The 16410-nt window shown below is 65.1% G+C and carries 18 protein-coding genes; 9 read left to right on the top strand and 9 right to left on the bottom strand.

Annotated elements, in window-relative coordinates; all coding sequences use genetic code 11:
* Positions 1–40 precede the first annotated feature (40 nt).
* Positions 41–532, top strand: coding sequence for a helix-turn-helix domain-containing protein (locus JNM03_RS15995; RefSeq protein ID WP_294038087.1), 492 nt, complete (start codon positions 41–43; stop codon positions 530–532).
* Positions 533–584: 52 nt separating this feature from the next.
* On the opposite strand, the gene clpS is transcribed toward JNM03_RS15995, so the two are convergent.
* From clpS to JNM03_RS16010, 3 genes are all read right to left on the bottom strand, one after another.
* Positions 585–950: an ATP-dependent Clp protease adapter ClpS gene (gene clpS / locus JNM03_RS16000; protein WP_294038187.1), complete on the bottom strand. Its 366-nt coding sequence runs from the start codon at positions 948–950 to the stop codon at positions 585–587.
* Positions 951–1190: 240 nt separating this feature from the next.
* Complete coding sequence (locus JNM03_RS16005) at positions 1191–1943, bottom strand: phasin family protein (protein WP_294038089.1); 753 nt, start codon at positions 1941–1943, stop codon at positions 1191–1193.
* 123 nt (positions 1944–2066) lie between these two features.
* Positions 2067–3839, bottom strand: a complete 1773-nt coding sequence (locus JNM03_RS16010; RefSeq protein ID WP_294038091.1) for an alpha/beta fold hydrolase — start codon at positions 3837–3839, stop codon at positions 2067–2069.
* Positions 3840–3967: 128 nt separating this feature from the next.
* On the opposite strand from JNM03_RS16010, the gene JNM03_RS16015 reads away from it, so the two are divergent.
* Complete coding sequence (locus JNM03_RS16015) at positions 3968–5182, top strand: LL-diaminopimelate aminotransferase (protein WP_294038093.1); 1215 nt, start codon at positions 3968–3970, stop codon at positions 5180–5182.
* Positions 5182–5661 carry a DUF2721 domain-containing protein gene (locus JNM03_RS16020; RefSeq protein WP_294038095.1) on the top strand — a complete coding sequence of 160 codons (480 nt, stop codon included), beginning with the start codon at positions 5182–5184 and terminating at the stop codon, positions 5659–5661. Before JNM03_RS16015 ends, JNM03_RS16020 begins: the two co-directional genes overlap by 1 nt.
* A 37-nt stretch (positions 5662–5698) precedes the next feature.
* On the opposite strand, the gene JNM03_RS16025 is transcribed toward JNM03_RS16020, so the two are convergent.
* Positions 5699–7267 carry an amidase gene (locus JNM03_RS16025; protein WP_294038097.1) on the bottom strand — a complete coding sequence of 523 codons (1569 nt, stop codon included), beginning with the start codon at positions 7265–7267 and terminating at the stop codon, positions 5699–5701.
* Between the two features lie 111 nt (positions 7268–7378).
* Between JNM03_RS16025 and JNM03_RS16030 the strand changes: the two genes are divergently transcribed.
* Positions 7379–8692 carry an MFS transporter gene (locus JNM03_RS16030; RefSeq protein ID WP_294038099.1) on the top strand — a complete coding sequence of 438 codons (1314 nt, stop codon included), beginning with the start codon at positions 7379–7381 and terminating at the stop codon, positions 8690–8692.
* Here JNM03_RS16030 and JNM03_RS16035 read toward each other — a convergent pair.
* Together JNM03_RS16035 and JNM03_RS16040 are read right to left on the bottom strand one after the other, a co-directional pair.
* Positions 8689–9279: an NADPH-dependent FMN reductase gene (locus JNM03_RS16035; protein WP_294038101.1), complete on the bottom strand. Its 591-nt coding sequence runs from the start codon at positions 9277–9279 to the stop codon at positions 8689–8691. The two genes, JNM03_RS16030 and JNM03_RS16035, sit on opposite strands and share 4 nt — an antisense overlap.
* Positions 9280–9317: 38 nt before the next feature.
* Positions 9318–9815, bottom strand: a complete 498-nt coding sequence (locus JNM03_RS16040) for a L,D-transpeptidase family protein (protein ID WP_294038123.1) — start codon at positions 9813–9815, stop codon at positions 9318–9320.
* Between the two features lie 79 nt (positions 9816–9894).
* Between JNM03_RS16040 and JNM03_RS16045 the strand changes: the two genes are divergently transcribed.
* On the top strand, positions 9895–10779 hold the full coding sequence (locus tag JNM03_RS16045; RefSeq protein WP_294038125.1) for a haloalkane dehalogenase: 885 nt from the start codon (positions 9895–9897) through the stop codon (positions 10777–10779).
* Here JNM03_RS16045 and JNM03_RS16050 read toward each other — a convergent pair.
* Entirely contained in the window at positions 10776–11375 is a 600-nt protein-coding gene (locus JNM03_RS16050; RefSeq protein WP_294038127.1) for a ferric reductase-like transmembrane domain-containing protein, read from the bottom strand. The genes JNM03_RS16045 and JNM03_RS16050 overlap by 4 nt on opposite strands.
* 72 nt (positions 11376–11447) lie before the next feature.
* Here JNM03_RS16050 and JNM03_RS16055 point away from each other — a divergent pair, with 72 nt between their 5' ends.
* Together JNM03_RS16055 and JNM03_RS16060 are read left to right on the top strand one after the other, a co-directional pair.
* Positions 11448–11786: a PadR family transcriptional regulator gene (locus tag JNM03_RS16055; RefSeq protein WP_294038129.1), complete on the top strand. Its 339-nt coding sequence runs from the start codon at positions 11448–11450 to the stop codon at positions 11784–11786.
* Positions 11774–12370, top strand: a complete 597-nt coding sequence (locus JNM03_RS16060) for a hypothetical protein (protein ID WP_294038130.1) — start codon at positions 11774–11776, stop codon at positions 12368–12370. Before JNM03_RS16055 ends, JNM03_RS16060 begins: the two co-directional genes overlap by 13 nt.
* Here JNM03_RS16060 and JNM03_RS16065 read toward each other — a convergent pair.
* Positions 12367–13656: an adenylosuccinate synthase gene (locus JNM03_RS16065; RefSeq protein ID WP_294038131.1), complete on the bottom strand. Its 1290-nt coding sequence runs from the start codon at positions 13654–13656 to the stop codon at positions 12367–12369. The genes JNM03_RS16060 and JNM03_RS16065 overlap by 4 nt on opposite strands.
* Positions 13657–13913: 257 nt before the next feature.
* Between JNM03_RS16065 and JNM03_RS16070 the strand changes: the two genes are divergently transcribed.
* Both JNM03_RS16070 and JNM03_RS16075 read left to right on the top strand, forming a co-directional pair.
* A complete protein-coding gene (locus JNM03_RS16070; RefSeq protein ID WP_294038188.1) occupies positions 13914–14741 on the top strand; it encodes an alpha/beta hydrolase in 828 nt (275 codons plus the stop codon).
* Between the two features lie 151 nt (positions 14742–14892).
* Positions 14893–15270: a DOPA 4,5-dioxygenase family protein gene (locus tag JNM03_RS16075; protein ID WP_294038134.1), complete on the top strand. Its 378-nt coding sequence runs from the start codon at positions 14893–14895 to the stop codon at positions 15268–15270.
* Here JNM03_RS16075 and JNM03_RS16080 read toward each other — a convergent pair.
* Positions 15267–16382, bottom strand: a complete 1116-nt coding sequence (locus tag JNM03_RS16080; RefSeq protein WP_294038136.1) for an ATP phosphoribosyltransferase regulatory subunit — start codon at positions 16380–16382, stop codon at positions 15267–15269. The genes JNM03_RS16075 and JNM03_RS16080 overlap by 4 nt on opposite strands.
* Between the last annotated feature and the right edge of the window lie 28 nt (positions 16383–16410).

Here is a 16410-nt window from a genome sequence, read left to right on the forward strand (position 1 = left end):
AATCATAGTGACAAGAGATAATTTGGCACTGAGTGGAGCGATGCCCAGACGCGCGGACCTGTCGGATACATTTTGCCCGGTCGGGCGGTCGGCCGAATTGCTTGGCGACCGCGCGGTACTGTTGATCCTGCGCGACCTGTTCTTCGGACGGCGGCGGTTCGAGGCGATCGTGGCGAACACGGGCCTTGGGCCGCAGCTCGTGTCGGCGCGGTTGAAACTCATGGAAAAGGAAGGGGTGGTCGAGCGCCATGCCTATCAGGCGCGTCCGCCGCGCCATGAATATCGGCTGACCGCGAAGGGCAAGGACCTGTTCGACGTCCTTTATGCGATGCGCAATTGGGCCGAGCGCTGGGCTTATGCCGAGGGCGAAACCGGCACGGGACCGGCCATGCGCTATATCCACCGGGCGTGCGGCACCGACGTCGGGACGTCAACCGTTTGTCCGGGATGTGGCCAGCCGCTCCGCTATGGCGATTTGAAGGGAGAGCCGTCTGCCGCGCTCAGGGCCGAGCAGGCGGCACGGGGCGGGTAGGACATTCCCATCGTCATCCCCGCCCTTGCCGGGATGACGGATTGAAGGGAGGTTAGGCCTTCTCGAGCGTGCACTGCAGCGGGTGCTGGTTCTGCCGCGCGGCATCCATCACCTGATTCACCTTGGTTTCGGCAACTTCATAGCTGAACACGCCGCACACTCCTACGCCCTGCTGGTGAACGTGGAGCATCACCTGGGTCGCCTGTTCGATGTCCATGTTGAAGAAGCGCTGCAATACCATCACGACGAATTCCATCGGGGTATAGTCGTCGTTGAGCAGCAGCACCTTGTACATCGACGGCTTCTTGGGCTTTGCGCGCGTGCGCGTCGCAATGCCGACGCCCGGCGTACCGGACGCATCGTCATCCTTGCCCGCCGTTATGCGGACGACATGGGGGATCGAAGCGGGAAGCATCATCATAGGGAATATCGCAAGCCGGAACGGAATCGCAAGAGGGCGAGAAGGCATTAACCCCCTTTTCGTTGCCCGCCCACGACCGGAAGCGCGCGCCGCCGAAAATATGGGGGTTGGGCAGGCTTTTGGGAGAGGTCCCGAAAAGCAAGAACCGCCCGCTTCCGGTGGAAGCGAGCGGTCTTGTGGGTGTCGGCGCGGATTGGGAGAGGAGGGGAGGTCCGCGCCAACGGGAAGGTGAGGGCCTTAGGCAGCCTTCAGCTTCGAGGTGATGACCGAAACGCGGTTCGAGATCGGCGCGAAGCTGTCGTTCGTCAGCTTGACGACGAGTTCGCTGGTTTTCGAGGTCTGCGCAACGGCGGCGTCAAACGCCTTCTTGCTGTTTTCGGCATAGAGCTTGAAGAAATCGGCCGGGGTCTTGACGGCGGTGTAGCCCTTCAGCGCGGCCGAGGTGTCTTCGAAGCTCTTGCGAGCGAAGGCGACGCCTTCCTGACCGAGGGTTTCGAGGCCCTTGGCAGCGATCTTGCCGGCTTCGACGAGCGCTTCGACGTTCGCCTTGTTGAATTCGACGGCTTCTTCAGCAAGCTTGCTCGACTTGGCGAAGGCGTCCTTCGAACGCTCCTGGAAATCGGCGGTCAGCGCTTCGGCGCGGGTCTTGGCTTCGTCAGCGAACTTCTTGACAGTGTCGTTCATGGTCTTGATTCCTTTGTTGAGGACGGCGGCCGGCTTCGGCGCTGCCTTCTTGGTGGCGGGGGCAATGGTCTTTGCGGTCGCCTTCTTCGGGGCAACCTTCTTGGCGACCGCCTTGGGAGCGGCAGCCTTTTTCGCGGCCGGCTTGGCTTTTGCCTTCACCGTCTTGATCTTTGCGGGGGCCGGAGCCTTCACTGCCGCGGGGGCAGCGATCGGGGCCTGCTCGGCGGGAGCGGCTACCGGCTTGGCAGCGGTTTCCAGCGTCGCGGCTTCGAAGGCCTTTTCGGCACTATCCATCTTTGTAGCCATCGGAACAACTCCTTTATGTTGCAGTGCACAATATAGGAGTGGATCGGCGATTTCAAGGGAAAAATGTTGCAGCGCACAAAAATATTCGGATTGCCGGCCCAAGGCCGGTATATTCGCGCTCTATTACCGTTGTTTGACGTAGCGGCCAGGCGCATCCTCGATCGCCTTTTTAGCGCCCTTCCCGGGGATGCGCGAGCCCTTGGCAGACGTTTTTGCGGCGTCCTGTTCCGAAATCCAGCCGATCCAGTGCGGCCACCAGCTACCCTTTGTCTCGGTCGCGCCCGCGACGAATTCGTCCAGCGTCGCGGCGTCGTTGTCGCCAGTCCAATATTGATATTTGCCGGCGGCGGGCGGGTTCACGACGCCGGCGATATGCCCCGATCCCGCAAGCAGGAACGTCTTGGGACCCGACAGATGGTCCATCAATCGCCAGACGCTGACGAGGGGTGCGATATGATCCTCGCGCCCCGCCTGGATATAGGCAGGGGTCCTGATCTTCTTGAGATCGAGCGGCGTTTCCAGCGCCGACAGGCTGTTGGGAATTACCAGCCGGTTGTCGCGGTAGAGGTCGACCAGATATTGCCGGTGCCACTTTGCGGGCAGGTTGGTGACGTCGCCGTTCCAGTATAGCAGGTCGAACGGCGGATAGTCGTTGCCGAGCAGGTAATTGCCGACGACGTAATTCCAGATGAGGTCGCGGCCCCGCAGGCTGTTGAAGGTCGCCGCCATGTAGCGGCCGTCGAGGAAGCCGGGAGCCGAGAGTTGCTGCAGCAGCGCCAGATAGCTTTCGTCGACGAACAGTTTGAGGTCGCCCGCCAGCTCGAAGTCGACCTGCGCCGTGAAGAAGGTCACCGAACGGACCTTGTCCGCTTCGCCTCTTGCGGCCAGCATCGCCAGCGTCGCGGCAAGCGTGGTTCCCGCGACGCAATAGCCGATCGTGTGGACATGCCGGACGCCCAGCAGGTCGCGGATGGTGTCGATCGCGTCGACCTGCGCCGCAATATAATCGTCCCAGACGATATCCTTCATCGAGGCGTCGGCCGATTTCCACGAGACCATGAACACCGTCAGCCCCTGTTCGACGGCCCAGGCGACGAAGCTCTTCGCCGGATTGAGGTCGAGGATATAGAAGCGGTTGATCCACGGCGGGAAGATCACGAGCGGGACGGTGAAGACATCCTTCGTCGTCGGGCTGTACTGGATCAACTGATAGAGATCGGTTTCATGGACGACCTTGCCGGGGGTGGTCGCGATATTGACGCCGACCTCGAACGCATCGGGATCGACGTGGCTGAGCTGCCCGCGCGACAGGTCGGTGAGCATGTGCTTCAGGCCCTTGAGCAGGCTTTCGCCGCGTGTTTCGACCGCCCGTTTGATCACTTCGGGGTTGGTGATCGCGAGGTTCGACGGCGATAGCGCCTCTGCCATGTTTCTGGCGGCGAATTCCATCTTGGTGCGAGCCGGCTCGTCGAGGCCGGGCATCGTGCGCGTCGTGGTCAGAAGCTGATCGGTGAGCAGGCCATAGGTCTGGCGGATCAGCGCGAAGGCGGGGTTCGCGGTCCAGTCGGGATCGGCGAACCGCTTGTCCCTTGGCGCGTCGGCGGCGGGCGCGAAGGGGGGCTGGAGCGTCGCGAGCGAGGTCCAGAAACGGGTACCCTGTTCCCATAGCTGCGACGACTGCTCCGCCCAGGTCGCCGTCGTTGGATTTTGCAGCCAGCTTGCGGGGTCGAACAGGCTTGCGGCGGCGTTGTTTCCGTCGTTCGCTTGGCCCAATGCATATTCGAGCATCATCTGCTGCGCCCGGCCCATGACGCTGGCCCAATGCTGCAGGTCGTCGGGCGACGGCAGGAATGGATTTGGCGCCTCCGTCGTGTCGTTCTTGCCTGCGTCGGTCATGCTCGTTCCTGCTGGTCAGTGCGGATATTATGCCTATAACGAGCCGCGATGCGGCTGGCGAGGCTGCCGCTCGCGTCAACCCAAGGGTCAGACCCTACCATAACGAAAAGGAGTTGTTCTAGTTTCCCATGTCCGAAGATGAATTCTATCGCATCAAGCGCCTGCCGCCCTATGTCATCGCCGAAGTCAATGCGATGCGTGCGGCCGCGCGTGCCGCGGGTGAGGACATCATCGACCTGGGGATGGGCAACCCCGATTTGCCGCCGCCCGCCCATGTGATCGAAAAATTGTGCGAAGTGGCGATGAAGCCCGACGCGCATGGTTATTCGCAGTCGAAGGGAATCCCGGGGCTGCGCAAGGCCCAGGCAAACTATTATGGTCGCCGTTTCAACGTCGATCTCGATCCCGAAACCGAAGTCGTCGTGACAATGGGGTCGAAGGAAGGGCTGGCCAGCCTGGCGACCGCGATCACCGGGCCGGGCGATGTGGTGCTGGCGCCGAACCCCAGCTATCCGATCCATACTTTCGGCTTCATCATTGCCGGGGCGACGATCCGCAGCGTGCCGACGACGCCGAACGAGGATTACTGGCGCGCGCTGGACCGCGCGATGGCGTTCACCGTGCCGCGTCCGTCGATCCTCGTCGTCAACTATCCGTCGAATCCGACTGCCGAAGCCGTCGATCTGGCCTTTTACGAGCGCCTTGTCGCGTGGGCGAAGGAGAACAAGGTCTGGGTCCTGTCGGACCTTGCCTATTCGGAGCTTTATTACGACGGCAATCCGACCCCTTCGATCCTGCAGGTTCCGGGAGCGAAGGACGTCGCGATCGAGTTCACCTCGATGTCTAAGACCTATTCGATGGCGGGCTGGCGCATGGGCTTTGCGGTTGGCAACAAGCGGTTGATCGCGGCGATGACGCGCGTGAAATCTTACCTCGACTACGGCGCCTTCACGCCGATCCAGGCTGCAGCGTGCGCCGCGCTCAACGGGCCGCAGGATATCGTCGAGCGCAACCGCGAACTGTACCAGAAGCGCCGCGACGTGATGGTCGAAAGCTTTGGCCGCGCCGGCTGGGACATTCCGAGTCCGCCCGCATCGATGTTCGCCTGGGCGCCGCTGCCGCCCGCGCTCAAGGAGATGGGCAGCCTCGAATTTTCGAAGCAGTTGCTCACCCACGCCAAGGTCGCGGTGGCGCCGGGCGTCGGCTATGGCGAGGACGGCGAAGGCTATGTCCGCATCGCGATGGTCGAAAATGAACAGCGCATCCGGCAGGCCGCGCGCAACATCCGCAAATTCCTGGCCATGCACGGCGTGAATACGCCGTCGGTGGCGGCGGGCGGCTAATGAGTTCCGGCCTCGGCGCCATTGCCGAGACCATCCAACTGTCGGTCACACCGGTGTTCCTGCTGGTGGCGACCGGCAGCTTGCTCAATGTCTTCACCGGGCGCCTTGCGCGGGTCGTCGACCGGTCACGCCGGCTGATGGAGCTTTGGTCCGAAACCGAGGGGCAGGATCATGAACGGATCGTCGCCGAGCTGCGTGTCGTCGATCGCCGCATCGACGTGATCAACAATTCGATCGCCGCGGCGGTAGCGTGCGGCATCGTCGTCTGCCTGCTCGTCGCGCTGCTGTTCACACAGGCGGTTGCGGGCTTCGACCTTGGACTGGCCGCGGCCTGGGTATTCGCGGCGGCTATGCTGCTTTTGCTCCTGTCGCTCGCGCTGTTCCTGATCGAGGTGCGGCTGGCGATCCGGACGATCCACGTCCCGATGGAATTGCTGGAACTGGAAGAGATGGGTTGGAAAAAGCGTCAGCGCCGCTGACCGGTCGATCCTTCCCATCGCTGCGTGGCAGGGAGGGTTATTCCGCGCGAAAGGTCGGAGCGATGCGCTTCCTGCTGACCTGCTCATAGGCGTAGCCCGCCGCCAGCACCCCGGCGTCGCTCCATTTCGGCCCGATGATCGAGAGCCCGATCGGCAGCCCCTCGACCGCGCCCATCGGCACCGTCAGGTGCGGGTAGCCTGCGACGGCGGGCATCTGGCTGACGCTGGGGCCGGTATAGTGATCGCCGTTGACGAGGTCGGTCGTCCAGGCGGGACCGTTGGTCACGCCGACAAGGAAATCGACCTTGTTCGCCGCGAGCAGCCGGTCGATGCCCTCCGGCCCCGCGAGCCGCGCGGCCTTTGCCCTTGCGTCGATATGCTCCTTGCCGTCGAGCCCGCCCTTCGTTTCGGCCAGTTCGAACAGCGACTGGTCGAACCAGCGTAGTTCCTCAGGATGTGCCTTGTTGAAGGCGATCAGATCGGCAAGCGTCTTTGGTCCGTTCTTCGCGGGCAGCGAGCCCAGATAAGCCGCCATATCGGCCTTTAGTTCGGTCATCAGCACGTCGAGTTCGGCGGCGCCCAGATCGCCCTGATCCGACTGGCTGTCCTTGATCTCGACGATCGTCGCGCCGGCGCCTTCCATCGCCTTCAGCGCCGTGTCGAACAGCGCGGCAATGTCGGCGCGGCCGCCGATCCGGTCGCGCAGCACGCCGATCCGCTTGCCCTTGAGCGCGGCGGGCGAGAGTGCGGCGACATAGTCGGTCCTGTGCGTGTCGGCCTCGGCGGTTGCCGGATCGGCGGGGTCGCTTCCCGCAATGACGCCGAGCAGCAGCGCCGCGTCGCGTACGGTCAGCGCCATCGGTCCTGCCGTGTCCTGGCTGTGGCTGATCGGCACGATGAAGGTGCGGCTGACCAATCCTACGGTCGGTTTGAACCCCACGATGCCGTTGATGGCGGCAGGGCAGGTGATCGATCCGTCGGTTTCCGTTCCGATCGCCAGCGGTGCGAAGCTTGCCGCGACGGCCGCGCCGCTGCCCGACGAGGAACCGCAGGCGTTGCGGTTCAGCGCGTGCGGGTTTTTGGTCAGCCCGCCCACCGCGCTCCATCCGCTTGTCGAATTGCCCGACCGGATATTGGCCCATTCGCTGAGATTGGTCTTGCCGATGATCACCGCGCCGGCCTGGCGCAACCGCGCGACAATCGGTGCGTCGCGGCCCGTGACATTGTCCTTGAGCGCAAGGCTGCCCGCCGTTGTCGGCAGCGGCCCCGCGGTTTCGATATTGTCCTTGAGCAGTATCGGAATGCCATGGAGAGGCCCGCGCCGCTTTCCGGCCTGCCGTTCGGCGTCCAGCCGTGTCGTCTCCGCGTCGATGTCGGTTTGGGGAAAGGTTGCGATGACGGCGTCGAGTTTCGGCCCATGATCGTCGAGTTTCGCGATCCGGTCGAGATAGAGAGTCGCGATCAGACCCTCGTCCATCCGGCCGCTTTCCATTTCGGCCTGGAGCGCGCCGACGTCCTTGCCCTCGATCGGCGGCAGTGGCGGCGGCATCGCCGCGACGGGTGTGACGGCGAGAAGCGAGGCGGCGACCATGGATAGCTTTTGCATGGGCCGAAGCTGCCAGCCACGGCGCCAATTGCAAGTCCGTTGTTTCGGCTGGCCGCTCCGGCGTTGACAGGCGGGATGGTCCTCTGCACCCTCGGCGTCCGGGAGAGAAAAATGACGGACAAACATGCCCTTGTCGCCGGTACCGAAGCGGCTCTTCCCGACGGCGCCGCGCGGCACACGCGAACGATGCTGGGGATCCTGCTGGTCGTCTATATCTTCAACTTTCTCGATCGGCAGATCGTCAATATCCTGGCCGAACCGATCAAGCGCGACCTGGGTCTCAGCGATACCGAACTCGGCTTGCTGGCGGGGCCGGCCTTTGCGGTCTTCTACGCTCTGCTGGGCATTCCGATCGCGCGCTACGCCGACAAGGAGGGATCGAACCGCGTTCGTCTGATCGCGCTGTCGCTGGCCATCTGGTCGGCGATGACGGCGGTGTGCGGGCTTGCGCAGAATTTTGTGCAATTGCTTTTTGCCCGCATCGGCGTCGGGATAGGCGAGGCAGGTTGCACGCCTGCCGCGCATTCGCTCATTTCGGACAGCGTGGCACCGGAAAAGCGGCCTTCGGCGATCGCTTTCTACGGGCTTGGCGTGCCGATCGGCTCGCTTCTGGGGCTCATCATCGGGGGGATCGTCAACGACCTCTATGGCTGGCGCGTCGCGCTGATGCTCGTCGGTGCACCGGGCTTGCTCCTTGCGCTCGTCGTTCTCTTCTTCATGCGCGAACCGCGTCATTTGCGTCCCGCGGATACCGCCGCGGTGATGACCCCCGCGCGGATGTCGACGGGAGAGGCGATGCGCGAAATCTTCGCCTCGCGCGCCTTTGTCTACATCCTGATCGCGTCGTCGGTTGTCGCTTTCCTCGGCTATGGCAAGGCGCTGTGGACGATCAGTTTCTTCATCCGCAGTCACGGGCTATCCACGACCGAGGCGGGGCTGTCGATGGCGGTCGTGCTGGGGCTGGCCGGGGTGTTCGGGACCTGGCTCGGCGGCAAGATGGCCGATATATTCGGCGTCCGCGACAAGCGGCACATCCTGACCTTTCCCGCCTATGGCATGGCTGTGGCCGCGCCGATCCTATTCCTTGGCTATTATATGGAGGACTGGCGCGTCGCAGTGGCGTTGCTGATCATTCCGACGATCCTCAATTCGGCCTATTACGGCCCGGCCTATGCTTGCGTGCAAGGGCTGGTCCGCCCGCAAGCGCGCGCGGTCGCGGCGTCCATCATGCTGTTTGGACAAAATCTGATCGGATTGGGTTTTGGGCCGTTCCTGTTCGGCGTGCTGTCGGATCAACTCGCGCCGACCTATGGGCAGGAGAGCGTGCGCTACGTCCTCTATGGCGCCGCGTGGCTTGGGTTGATCCCGGCTTTTTTCTTCTGGCGCGCGAGCCTGCGCCTCGGCCGCGAACTCAAGTCGGGTTAAAAGGGTGGCGCCTGCCGTGCACGCTGCGCGGCGGCGGCGTCGATCCACCACTCAAGGTCGTCGGCAAAGCGCGGAAATGCCTTTTCGAGCCGTGCGCCATCCTCGCCGGCCGGCCGGCCTTCGGCATCGAAGGCACCGCCGATGCGCGCCAGTGACAGCGATGTCGATGTCACGACCATTCCGAGCACCGCCAGCGTGCCGCGCCACGCGGTGGCCGCCTTGATCCCGGCGAAGGGCCCGGCGGAGTAGGAGGCGATCGCGGCGGGCCGCCAATGATATTGTTCGAGGAAATGATCGGTCAGATTCTTCAGTCCCGGCTGAAGCCCGCCATTATATTCGCCCGTGACGAAGACGAAGCCATCGGCCGCGGCGATCCGCGCCGCGAGGTTGGCCATCGCGGGCGGTGCTTCGCCGTCCCGGTAGTCGCTGAACCGGCGGTCGAGCATCGGCAGATCGATCGCTTTCGCGTCGATCAGTTCTGCGGCATCGCCGCGCGCGGAAAGGGTGTCGACGATCCAGCGGGCGAGTTTGATGCCCTGCCGGTCGCGGCGGTAGCTGCCATAGAAGACAAGAATGTCGCGTGCCATGCGCGCATCGTGCCACGACCATGTGACAGATGGAAGAGTCAGGGACGGATTCTGATCGGTGTGCCGTCGGGCACGACGTCCCAGAGTTGCGCGATGGCGGCGTTGGGCAATGCGATGCACCCGTCGGTCCAGTCGCGCGAGATCGTCGGGCCGGTCCAGCGGTTCGGCTGGCCGTGGATGAAGATGTCACCGCCCGGCGAGCGGCCGCGTGCTTCGGCATAGGCGGCGTCGGCGGCGTTGGGATAAGATATGCGGAGCGACAGATGATAGGCGCTCGCCGGGTTGCGCCCGTCGATGACATAGTCGCCTTCCGGGGTGCGTTCGTCGCCTTCAAACCGCTTGTGCCCGACTGGCGCATTGCCGAAGCGAAGCCCGGTGAAGCGTATGACCTCCCGGCCGTTCGCATAGCCGATCAGCACCCGCTCGCTCTTGTCGACGAGCAACCGATCGACGATCGCGCCGCCCGCCGGCGGCTGGGACTGCGCCGATCCGCAGGCAGAGAGAAGGAAAGCGGACAGGATGAAAGCGGCGCGCATACCGCACCATAGGCATTCGGCGGCCATGGACAAGCATCGCCCATGCTCTAAGTTGCCCCGGGGGATAAGGGAGGAATAGATGCGGATTTATCGCACGCCGGAGGCGCGCTTCGAAGGGCTGCCCGACTGGCCGTACGCGCCGAAATATGTCGAGATCGAGGGCGGTCTTCGCGTTCATTATGTCGACGAAGGGGCCGCCGATGCCCAGCCGGTGCTGATGCTGCATGGCGAACCCAGCTGGTCCTATCTGTATCGCCACATGATCGGCCCGGTCGCGGACGCCGGTTTTCGTGCGCTGGCGCCCGACCTGGTCGGATTCGGCCGGTCGGACAAGCCGCTGGGACGCGGCGATTACAGCTATGCCGGGCAGGTCGCGTGGATGCGGCAATGGGTCGAGGCGTTGGACCTGCGCGACATCATTCTCGTCTGTCAGGACTGGGGGTCGTTGATCGGTCTGCGGCTGGTCGCCGAAATGCCAGATCGCTTTGCGGGCGTAGCCTTGTCGAATGGCGGCTTGCCCGAGGGGCAGGCGGCGCCGCGCGCCTTTGCCATCTGGCGGATGTTCGCGCTGTACAGTCCGGTGTTTCCCATTGGGCGGATCATCAATGCGGGAACGCGGCGCGACCTTTCCGCCGCCGAAATCGCCGCCTATGACGCGCCCTTTCCGACGCGGGCGTCCAAGGTGGCGACGCGGGTATTCCCCGCGCTCGTCCCGCTGGGCCCCAATGTCGCGGTCCCCGACCAGCAGCGGGCGTGGGCGGCGTTGGAGCGTTTCGACAAGCCCTTCCTGTGCTGCTTTTCGAACGGCGATCCGATCACGCGCGGGGGTGACGCGCTGTTCACGGCGCGGGTGCCGGGAGCCGCGCGCGTGACGCACAGCACCCTGCGCGGCGGGCATTTCATTCAGGAAGACGATCCGGCAGGCTTCGTCGCGGCAATCCGCGAGGTGGCGACAGCGGGCTAGGCAGGCCTCCGCGCCCGCTTCCACGCGAAGCGGAGCGCAGCGGCCGTGATCAAGAGCAGCACCGGCGGGATATATTCGGGCATGACGACGGCACGCTTGCCGTAGCTCGTCATGAAGACGATCCAGATGTACCAGACCCCGACCTTGTGCAGCCGCTGCCAGTTCCTTGCGCCCATCCAGCGCACCGCGCCGTCGAACGAGGTTGCCGCCATTGCGGCGATGAAGACATAGGCGATGCCGCCGCCGACGATCGTCGCCATCGGTGGCGCGGGGACCTGTCCGGCATAATTGCCGAACAGCCACAGAATCGCGATCAGGTGAAGCAGGTGAGACCAGGCGAAGCCGAGGCCGAACCAGCGGCGATTGCGGAGGAGCCAGCGCGTCGTGTCGCCGGGCCAGAGCCGGACGAGCGAACTTGCGGTGAAGGCAATCAGGAACAGGGCGAACGAGCTGCGTGCGGTGGCCCGAACCGCGAGGCGCGCGCCTTCGACGCCGCTGTCCATGGCGAGGATGATCGCGACCATCGCCGTCACCGCGGCGGCCAGCAGCAGCCATAACCGTCCGCCTTCGATTCCGCCTCTTGCCCGCGTTGCCATATGTTCCTCCATATGCCTAGTGTCGCTAGGGTACAGCTTGACCCCTAGCTACGCAAGGGGTAATTTCGCGGGATGAATGCGGAAATGCTCAAGGGCCATCTGGACAATGTGATTCTCGCGACGCTGGAGCGCGGTCCGGCGCATGGCTATGCGGTGATCGAGGAGATCAGGCGGCGAAGCGGCGGCCGTTTCGACCTGCCCGAGGGAACGGTTTATCCCGCGCTGCACCGGCTCGAAATCGCGGGGCTGCTCGCGAGCGACTGGGTGACGCCCGATGCGGGGCGGCGCAAGCGCGTCTATACGCTGACCCCGGCGGGAACTGGCGCGCTCCGGGAGCGGCGCGAGGGCTGGGCGGAATTCTCACGCGCGGTCGGTGCTTTTCTGGAACCCGAAAAGCCATGGCCCGCCTGACCGGCGACTATGCGGGCGCGCTCGAGCGTGAACTCGGTTTCGACCGCCAACTGGCGGATCGCGCCCGCGAAGACCTGGCCGAATATCTGGACGAGATGGCGGATGCGGGGCTCGACTCCGCCGAGGCCGAACGGCGCTTCGGCGACGTGCAGGACATTGCTCGCTCCTATGCCAGCGCCGCACTGCCAAAGCGGTTGCGCCAGACGCTCGGCGTCGCGGGCTGGCTTGCGCTCGCGACCTTTCTGTTCATGCGCTGGCGCTCGATGCAGCTCGGGCTTCAGAGCTTTTCCCATCCGACCTTGCTGGGCGTGATCGACGGCGCGGGCTTTCTGGTCGGCGCGGCGGCGCTGATCGTCGCATGGCGGCGCGGGCATTCGCAAGCGGCATCCGGCATGCGTGCGCCACTGGTCTTCGCAGCCATCGCGATCGGGGTTTCGACGACCGCCAGCCTGCTCCGCGCGCTGCCCGCGCTTGGCGGGCCCGACGGCACGGGGATCCTCGCGACCGGACTCGTCCAGCTTGCGCTGATGCTGACGCTGATCGGGCGGCTGCGGCAGATCGACCGCTACCGCCGCCTTGCCTAGTCGCTGAACGGATCGCGGATCAGGATCGTATCTTCGCGTTCGGGGCTGGTCGAAACCAGCGCGATCGGGGTTTCGATCAGCTCCTGCACGCGCTGGATATATTTGATCGCCTGCGCCGGCAGGTCGGCATAGCTACGCGCTCCGGCGGTCGATTCGTGCCAGCCGTCCATTTCCTCGTAGATCGGCTCGACTTCGGCCTGGTCGGCGGCATGGGCCGGGAAATAGTCGAGGATCTTGCCGCGCAGGCGATAGCCGGTGCAGATGCGGATCGTGTCGAAGCCGTCGAGCACATCGAGTTTGGTCAGCGCGATGCCGGTGACGCCCGACACGGCGCAGCTCTGGCGTACGAGTACCGCGTCGAACCAGCCGCAGCGGCGCTTGCGCCCGGTCACGGTACCGAATTCATGCCCGCGCTCGCCCAGCCGCTGGCCAATCTCGTCTTCCAGTTCAGTCGGAAAGGGCCCGCTGCCGACGCGCGTCGTATAGGCCTTGGCGATGCCCAGCACGAAACCGACGGCCGAGGGGCCGAGACCCGAACCCGACGCCGCGGTGCCGCTGACGGTGTTCGAGCTGGTGACGAAGGGATAGGTGCCGTGGTCGACGTCGAGCAGCACGCCCTGCGCGCCCTCGAACAGGATGCGCGCGCCGGCCTTGCGGACCTTCTTCAGGCGCTTCCACACCGGCTGCGCATATTCCAGCACATAGTCGGCGATTTCGGACAGGTCGGCGATCAGGCGTTCGCGATCGATCGGCGGTTCGCCGAAACCGGCGCGCAGCGCGTCGTGATGCGCGGTCAGGCGGTCGAGCTGCGGATCGAGCTTATCGAGATGCGCGAGGTCGCAGACGCGGATCGCGCGGCGACCGACCTTGTCCTCATAAGCCGGGCCGATCCCGCGACCGGTGGTGCCGATCTTGCCCGCGCCCGCGGCGGTTTCGCGCAGCGCATCGAGGTCGCGGTGGAAAGGCAGGATCAGCGCGCAATTGTCGGCGATGGCGAAATTGTCGGCATTGATGACGACGCCCTGGCCGCGCAGCTTGGCGATTTCGTCGCGCAGCGCCCAGGGATCGAGAACCACGCCATTGCCGATGATCGACAGCGTGCCGGTGACGATGCCCGAGGGGAGTAGCGACAGCTTGTACACCTGTTCGCCGACGACGAGCGTATGGCCGGCATTGTGACCGCCCTGAAACCGGACGACGGCGTCGGCGCGGCTGGCAAGCCAGTCGACGATCTTGCCCTTGCCCTCGTCGCCCCATTGCGACCCGATGACGGTGACATTTGCCATGATGCTGTCCTGCTGAACCGGCCCGAAAACCCACCGCGCGAGCCCGGCGCGGCCTTAGCGGATTTGGCCGGAGAGGCAACCCAAAGCGGGATGATTTTGCGACAATTGCGGGCAACACCGATGACGCCGGGAGGCGATGGAGTCGATCGATGGGCAAAAGATACTGGATCGGAATGATCGCGGCGACGGCCCTGGTCGCCGGAAGCGTCGCGACGAGCGGTGCGCGCGAGAAGATTCGCGACCGCGTGCGCGATCGGATGGCCGAGCGCATGGGTGCCGACGAGGGGCCGAAGGTGCCGGGCAGCGAGGCGATTTCCTATGGCAGCAACGCGCTGCAAAGCCTTGATGTGTGGCGCGCGAAGGACGCGAAGGGGCCGGCGCCGCTCGTCGTCTTCGTCCACGGTGGCGGTTGGCAGCACGGCAGCAAGGACAATGCGACCGGCCGGTTCAAGCCAGTCCACTATCCGGGCGAGGGCTATGCTTTCGCGTCGATCAACTATCGCCTCGTACCCGGTGCGACGGTCGAGCAGCAGGCGGCAGACGTGGCGGCGGCGGTCAGGGCGCTGGTCGATCGCGCCGACGGTCTGGGCATCGACCCGCGGCGCATTGTGCTGATGGGACACAGCGCGGGTGCGCATCTGGTCGCGCTGGTCGGAACCGATGAGCGCTATCTTCGCGGCGCGGGCCTGTCTTTCGCCAGTATCGCGGGCGTGATCCCGATCGACGGTGCCGCCTATGACGTTCCCGCGCAGATGAAGGATGGGCCGGCGATCATGCAGGCGACCTACAGACAGGCCTTCGGGGCGGATCCCGCGCGGCAGCGGACGCTGTCCCCGACGTTGCAGGCCGCTGCACCGAATGCGCCGCAATTCCTGCTGCTCCATGTCCATCGGCCCGACGGGGTGCGGCAGGCCGAGGCACTGGGCGAAGCGCTGACAGCGGGGGGCAGCAAGGTCGAGCGAGCGAGCTTTCCGGGCGAAGGCTTGCAGGGGCATGCCGAGATCAACCGGCGGCTGGGCGATCCGGCCTATGCGCCAACGGCGACGGTCGATGCGTGGTTGAAGCGGGTGTTTTCCGCGCGGTAGGCGGGCGGCTGGTTTGGGGGGAGCCTTCGGTTGCTTCCAGGCGTTGCCTGACGCTTGTCACCCCGGGCTTGACCCGGGACCAGCCATCTCCTCTTAATGAAGCAGGCCCGGATCAAGTCCGGCGCGACGTGACCAGGAAGGCGATGCCTGTATGACGAACCCAGACGCGCCTTATCACGCGCATATCTATTGCGATCCCGCCGAGCGGCCAGCAGCCGTCTCGCTTCGCGATGAGTTTGGCGCCGACCCCGCGATCCTGTTCGTGGGCGCGCTGACCGATGGCGCGGCGGGGCCGCATCCGATTGCGCAATATGAGGTGCATTTTCTGGCCAGCCATCGACCTGCCGTGGTCGCGGCGATCGAGATGGCGGGGCTTCGGGCGCTCGTCCATCCGTTGACCGACGATGACCTTGCGGATCATACCAGCCTCGCACACTGGATTGGCGAGCCGGTCGAACTCGACGTGACCGTACTCGATCCGCCGGGGGTCAATCAGGGCATCCCGCGCTTCGGGATTTCGGATTTCTAGGCTTCAACGGGTCCGTCGGGGCCGAGGACGAAGCCGCAGCCGAGGCGCTGTGCGTCCTCGCCGGCGGTGAGCGCCGCAACCGTTTGCCAGCCGTCAGCGCGCAGGCTTGCGGCCAGCGCGGGATCGTGGGCGAGCGGAAGGAAGATGCGACGCTCGGCATCGTCGTCGCTGCCCAGGCCGTCGTCGATCAACGGGTCGGGGTAAAGCGAAAAGCCGACGGCAGGCTCTTCGCGATCCTCGCCGACCGGAATGGCGTAGCCGCCGCCGCGGCCGATCGCGTCGCCCTGGCCGGGGACGAAAATCTGGAAACCGAACCAGCTTTGATAGGCAAAGCCGTGGCGCTCGGTCGGATCGAGGGTCAACGACACGCGGCCCCGGATCGGCGCGGCGATTTCCTCGAGCGCGTCGATACGGCTGGTAAGGGCGCCCGTGCTGTCGAAAGCGCGCAAATCTGCGATGGCGCGGTCGAACGGGCCGGTCGCGCGCAGCAAAGGCAGATAGGCGTCGGCGCCGATACGGACGAGCGCACCCGCGTCTTTCGCGTCCAGTTCGTCGCGCAGCGTGTCGATGCTGGCCTCGACGGGCAGCGGTCCGCCCGCGAGCAGGTCGACGACGTCGGGAAGGGTGAAATCGATCGTCACCGGGCCGATCCCCGCCGCGTCGAGGGCGTCGATCGCGACCGTTACGATTTCGCGCGCCGCCACCACGCTGTCGCTGCCGATCAGTTCGGCGCCGACCTGTAGCATTTCGCGCGCGGGGCGGAGCTGGCTGGCGCGCAGTTTGACGATCTGACCTGCGTAGCAAAGCCGCAGCGGGCGCGGCTCCCGGGCCAGCAACGAGGTCGCGATCCGGCCGACTTGCCGCGTGATGTCGGGGCGAAGCGCCAGCGTGCGTTGCGAGACCGGATCGGTGAAGCGCAGCAGGTCGCGCGCCGAACGATCGTCATCGCCGCCCAGCGTTTCGCGAAATTCGGCGAGCGGGGGTGACACCCGGCCATAGCCGTGCGCGCGCATCGCATCGACAAGCGCGCGCGTCACGCGCGACGCGGCTTCCGCCTGCACGGGCAGGCGATCGCGGAGTCCTTCGGGTAGCAGGGCAGGGGCCTTGGTCATCGATTGCGGCCTTTAGGCGGGTGGAAAG

Source organism: Sphingopyxis sp., from assembly GCF_016793825.1.
GTDB lineage: Bacteria > Pseudomonadota > Alphaproteobacteria > Sphingomonadales > Sphingomonadaceae > Sphingopyxis.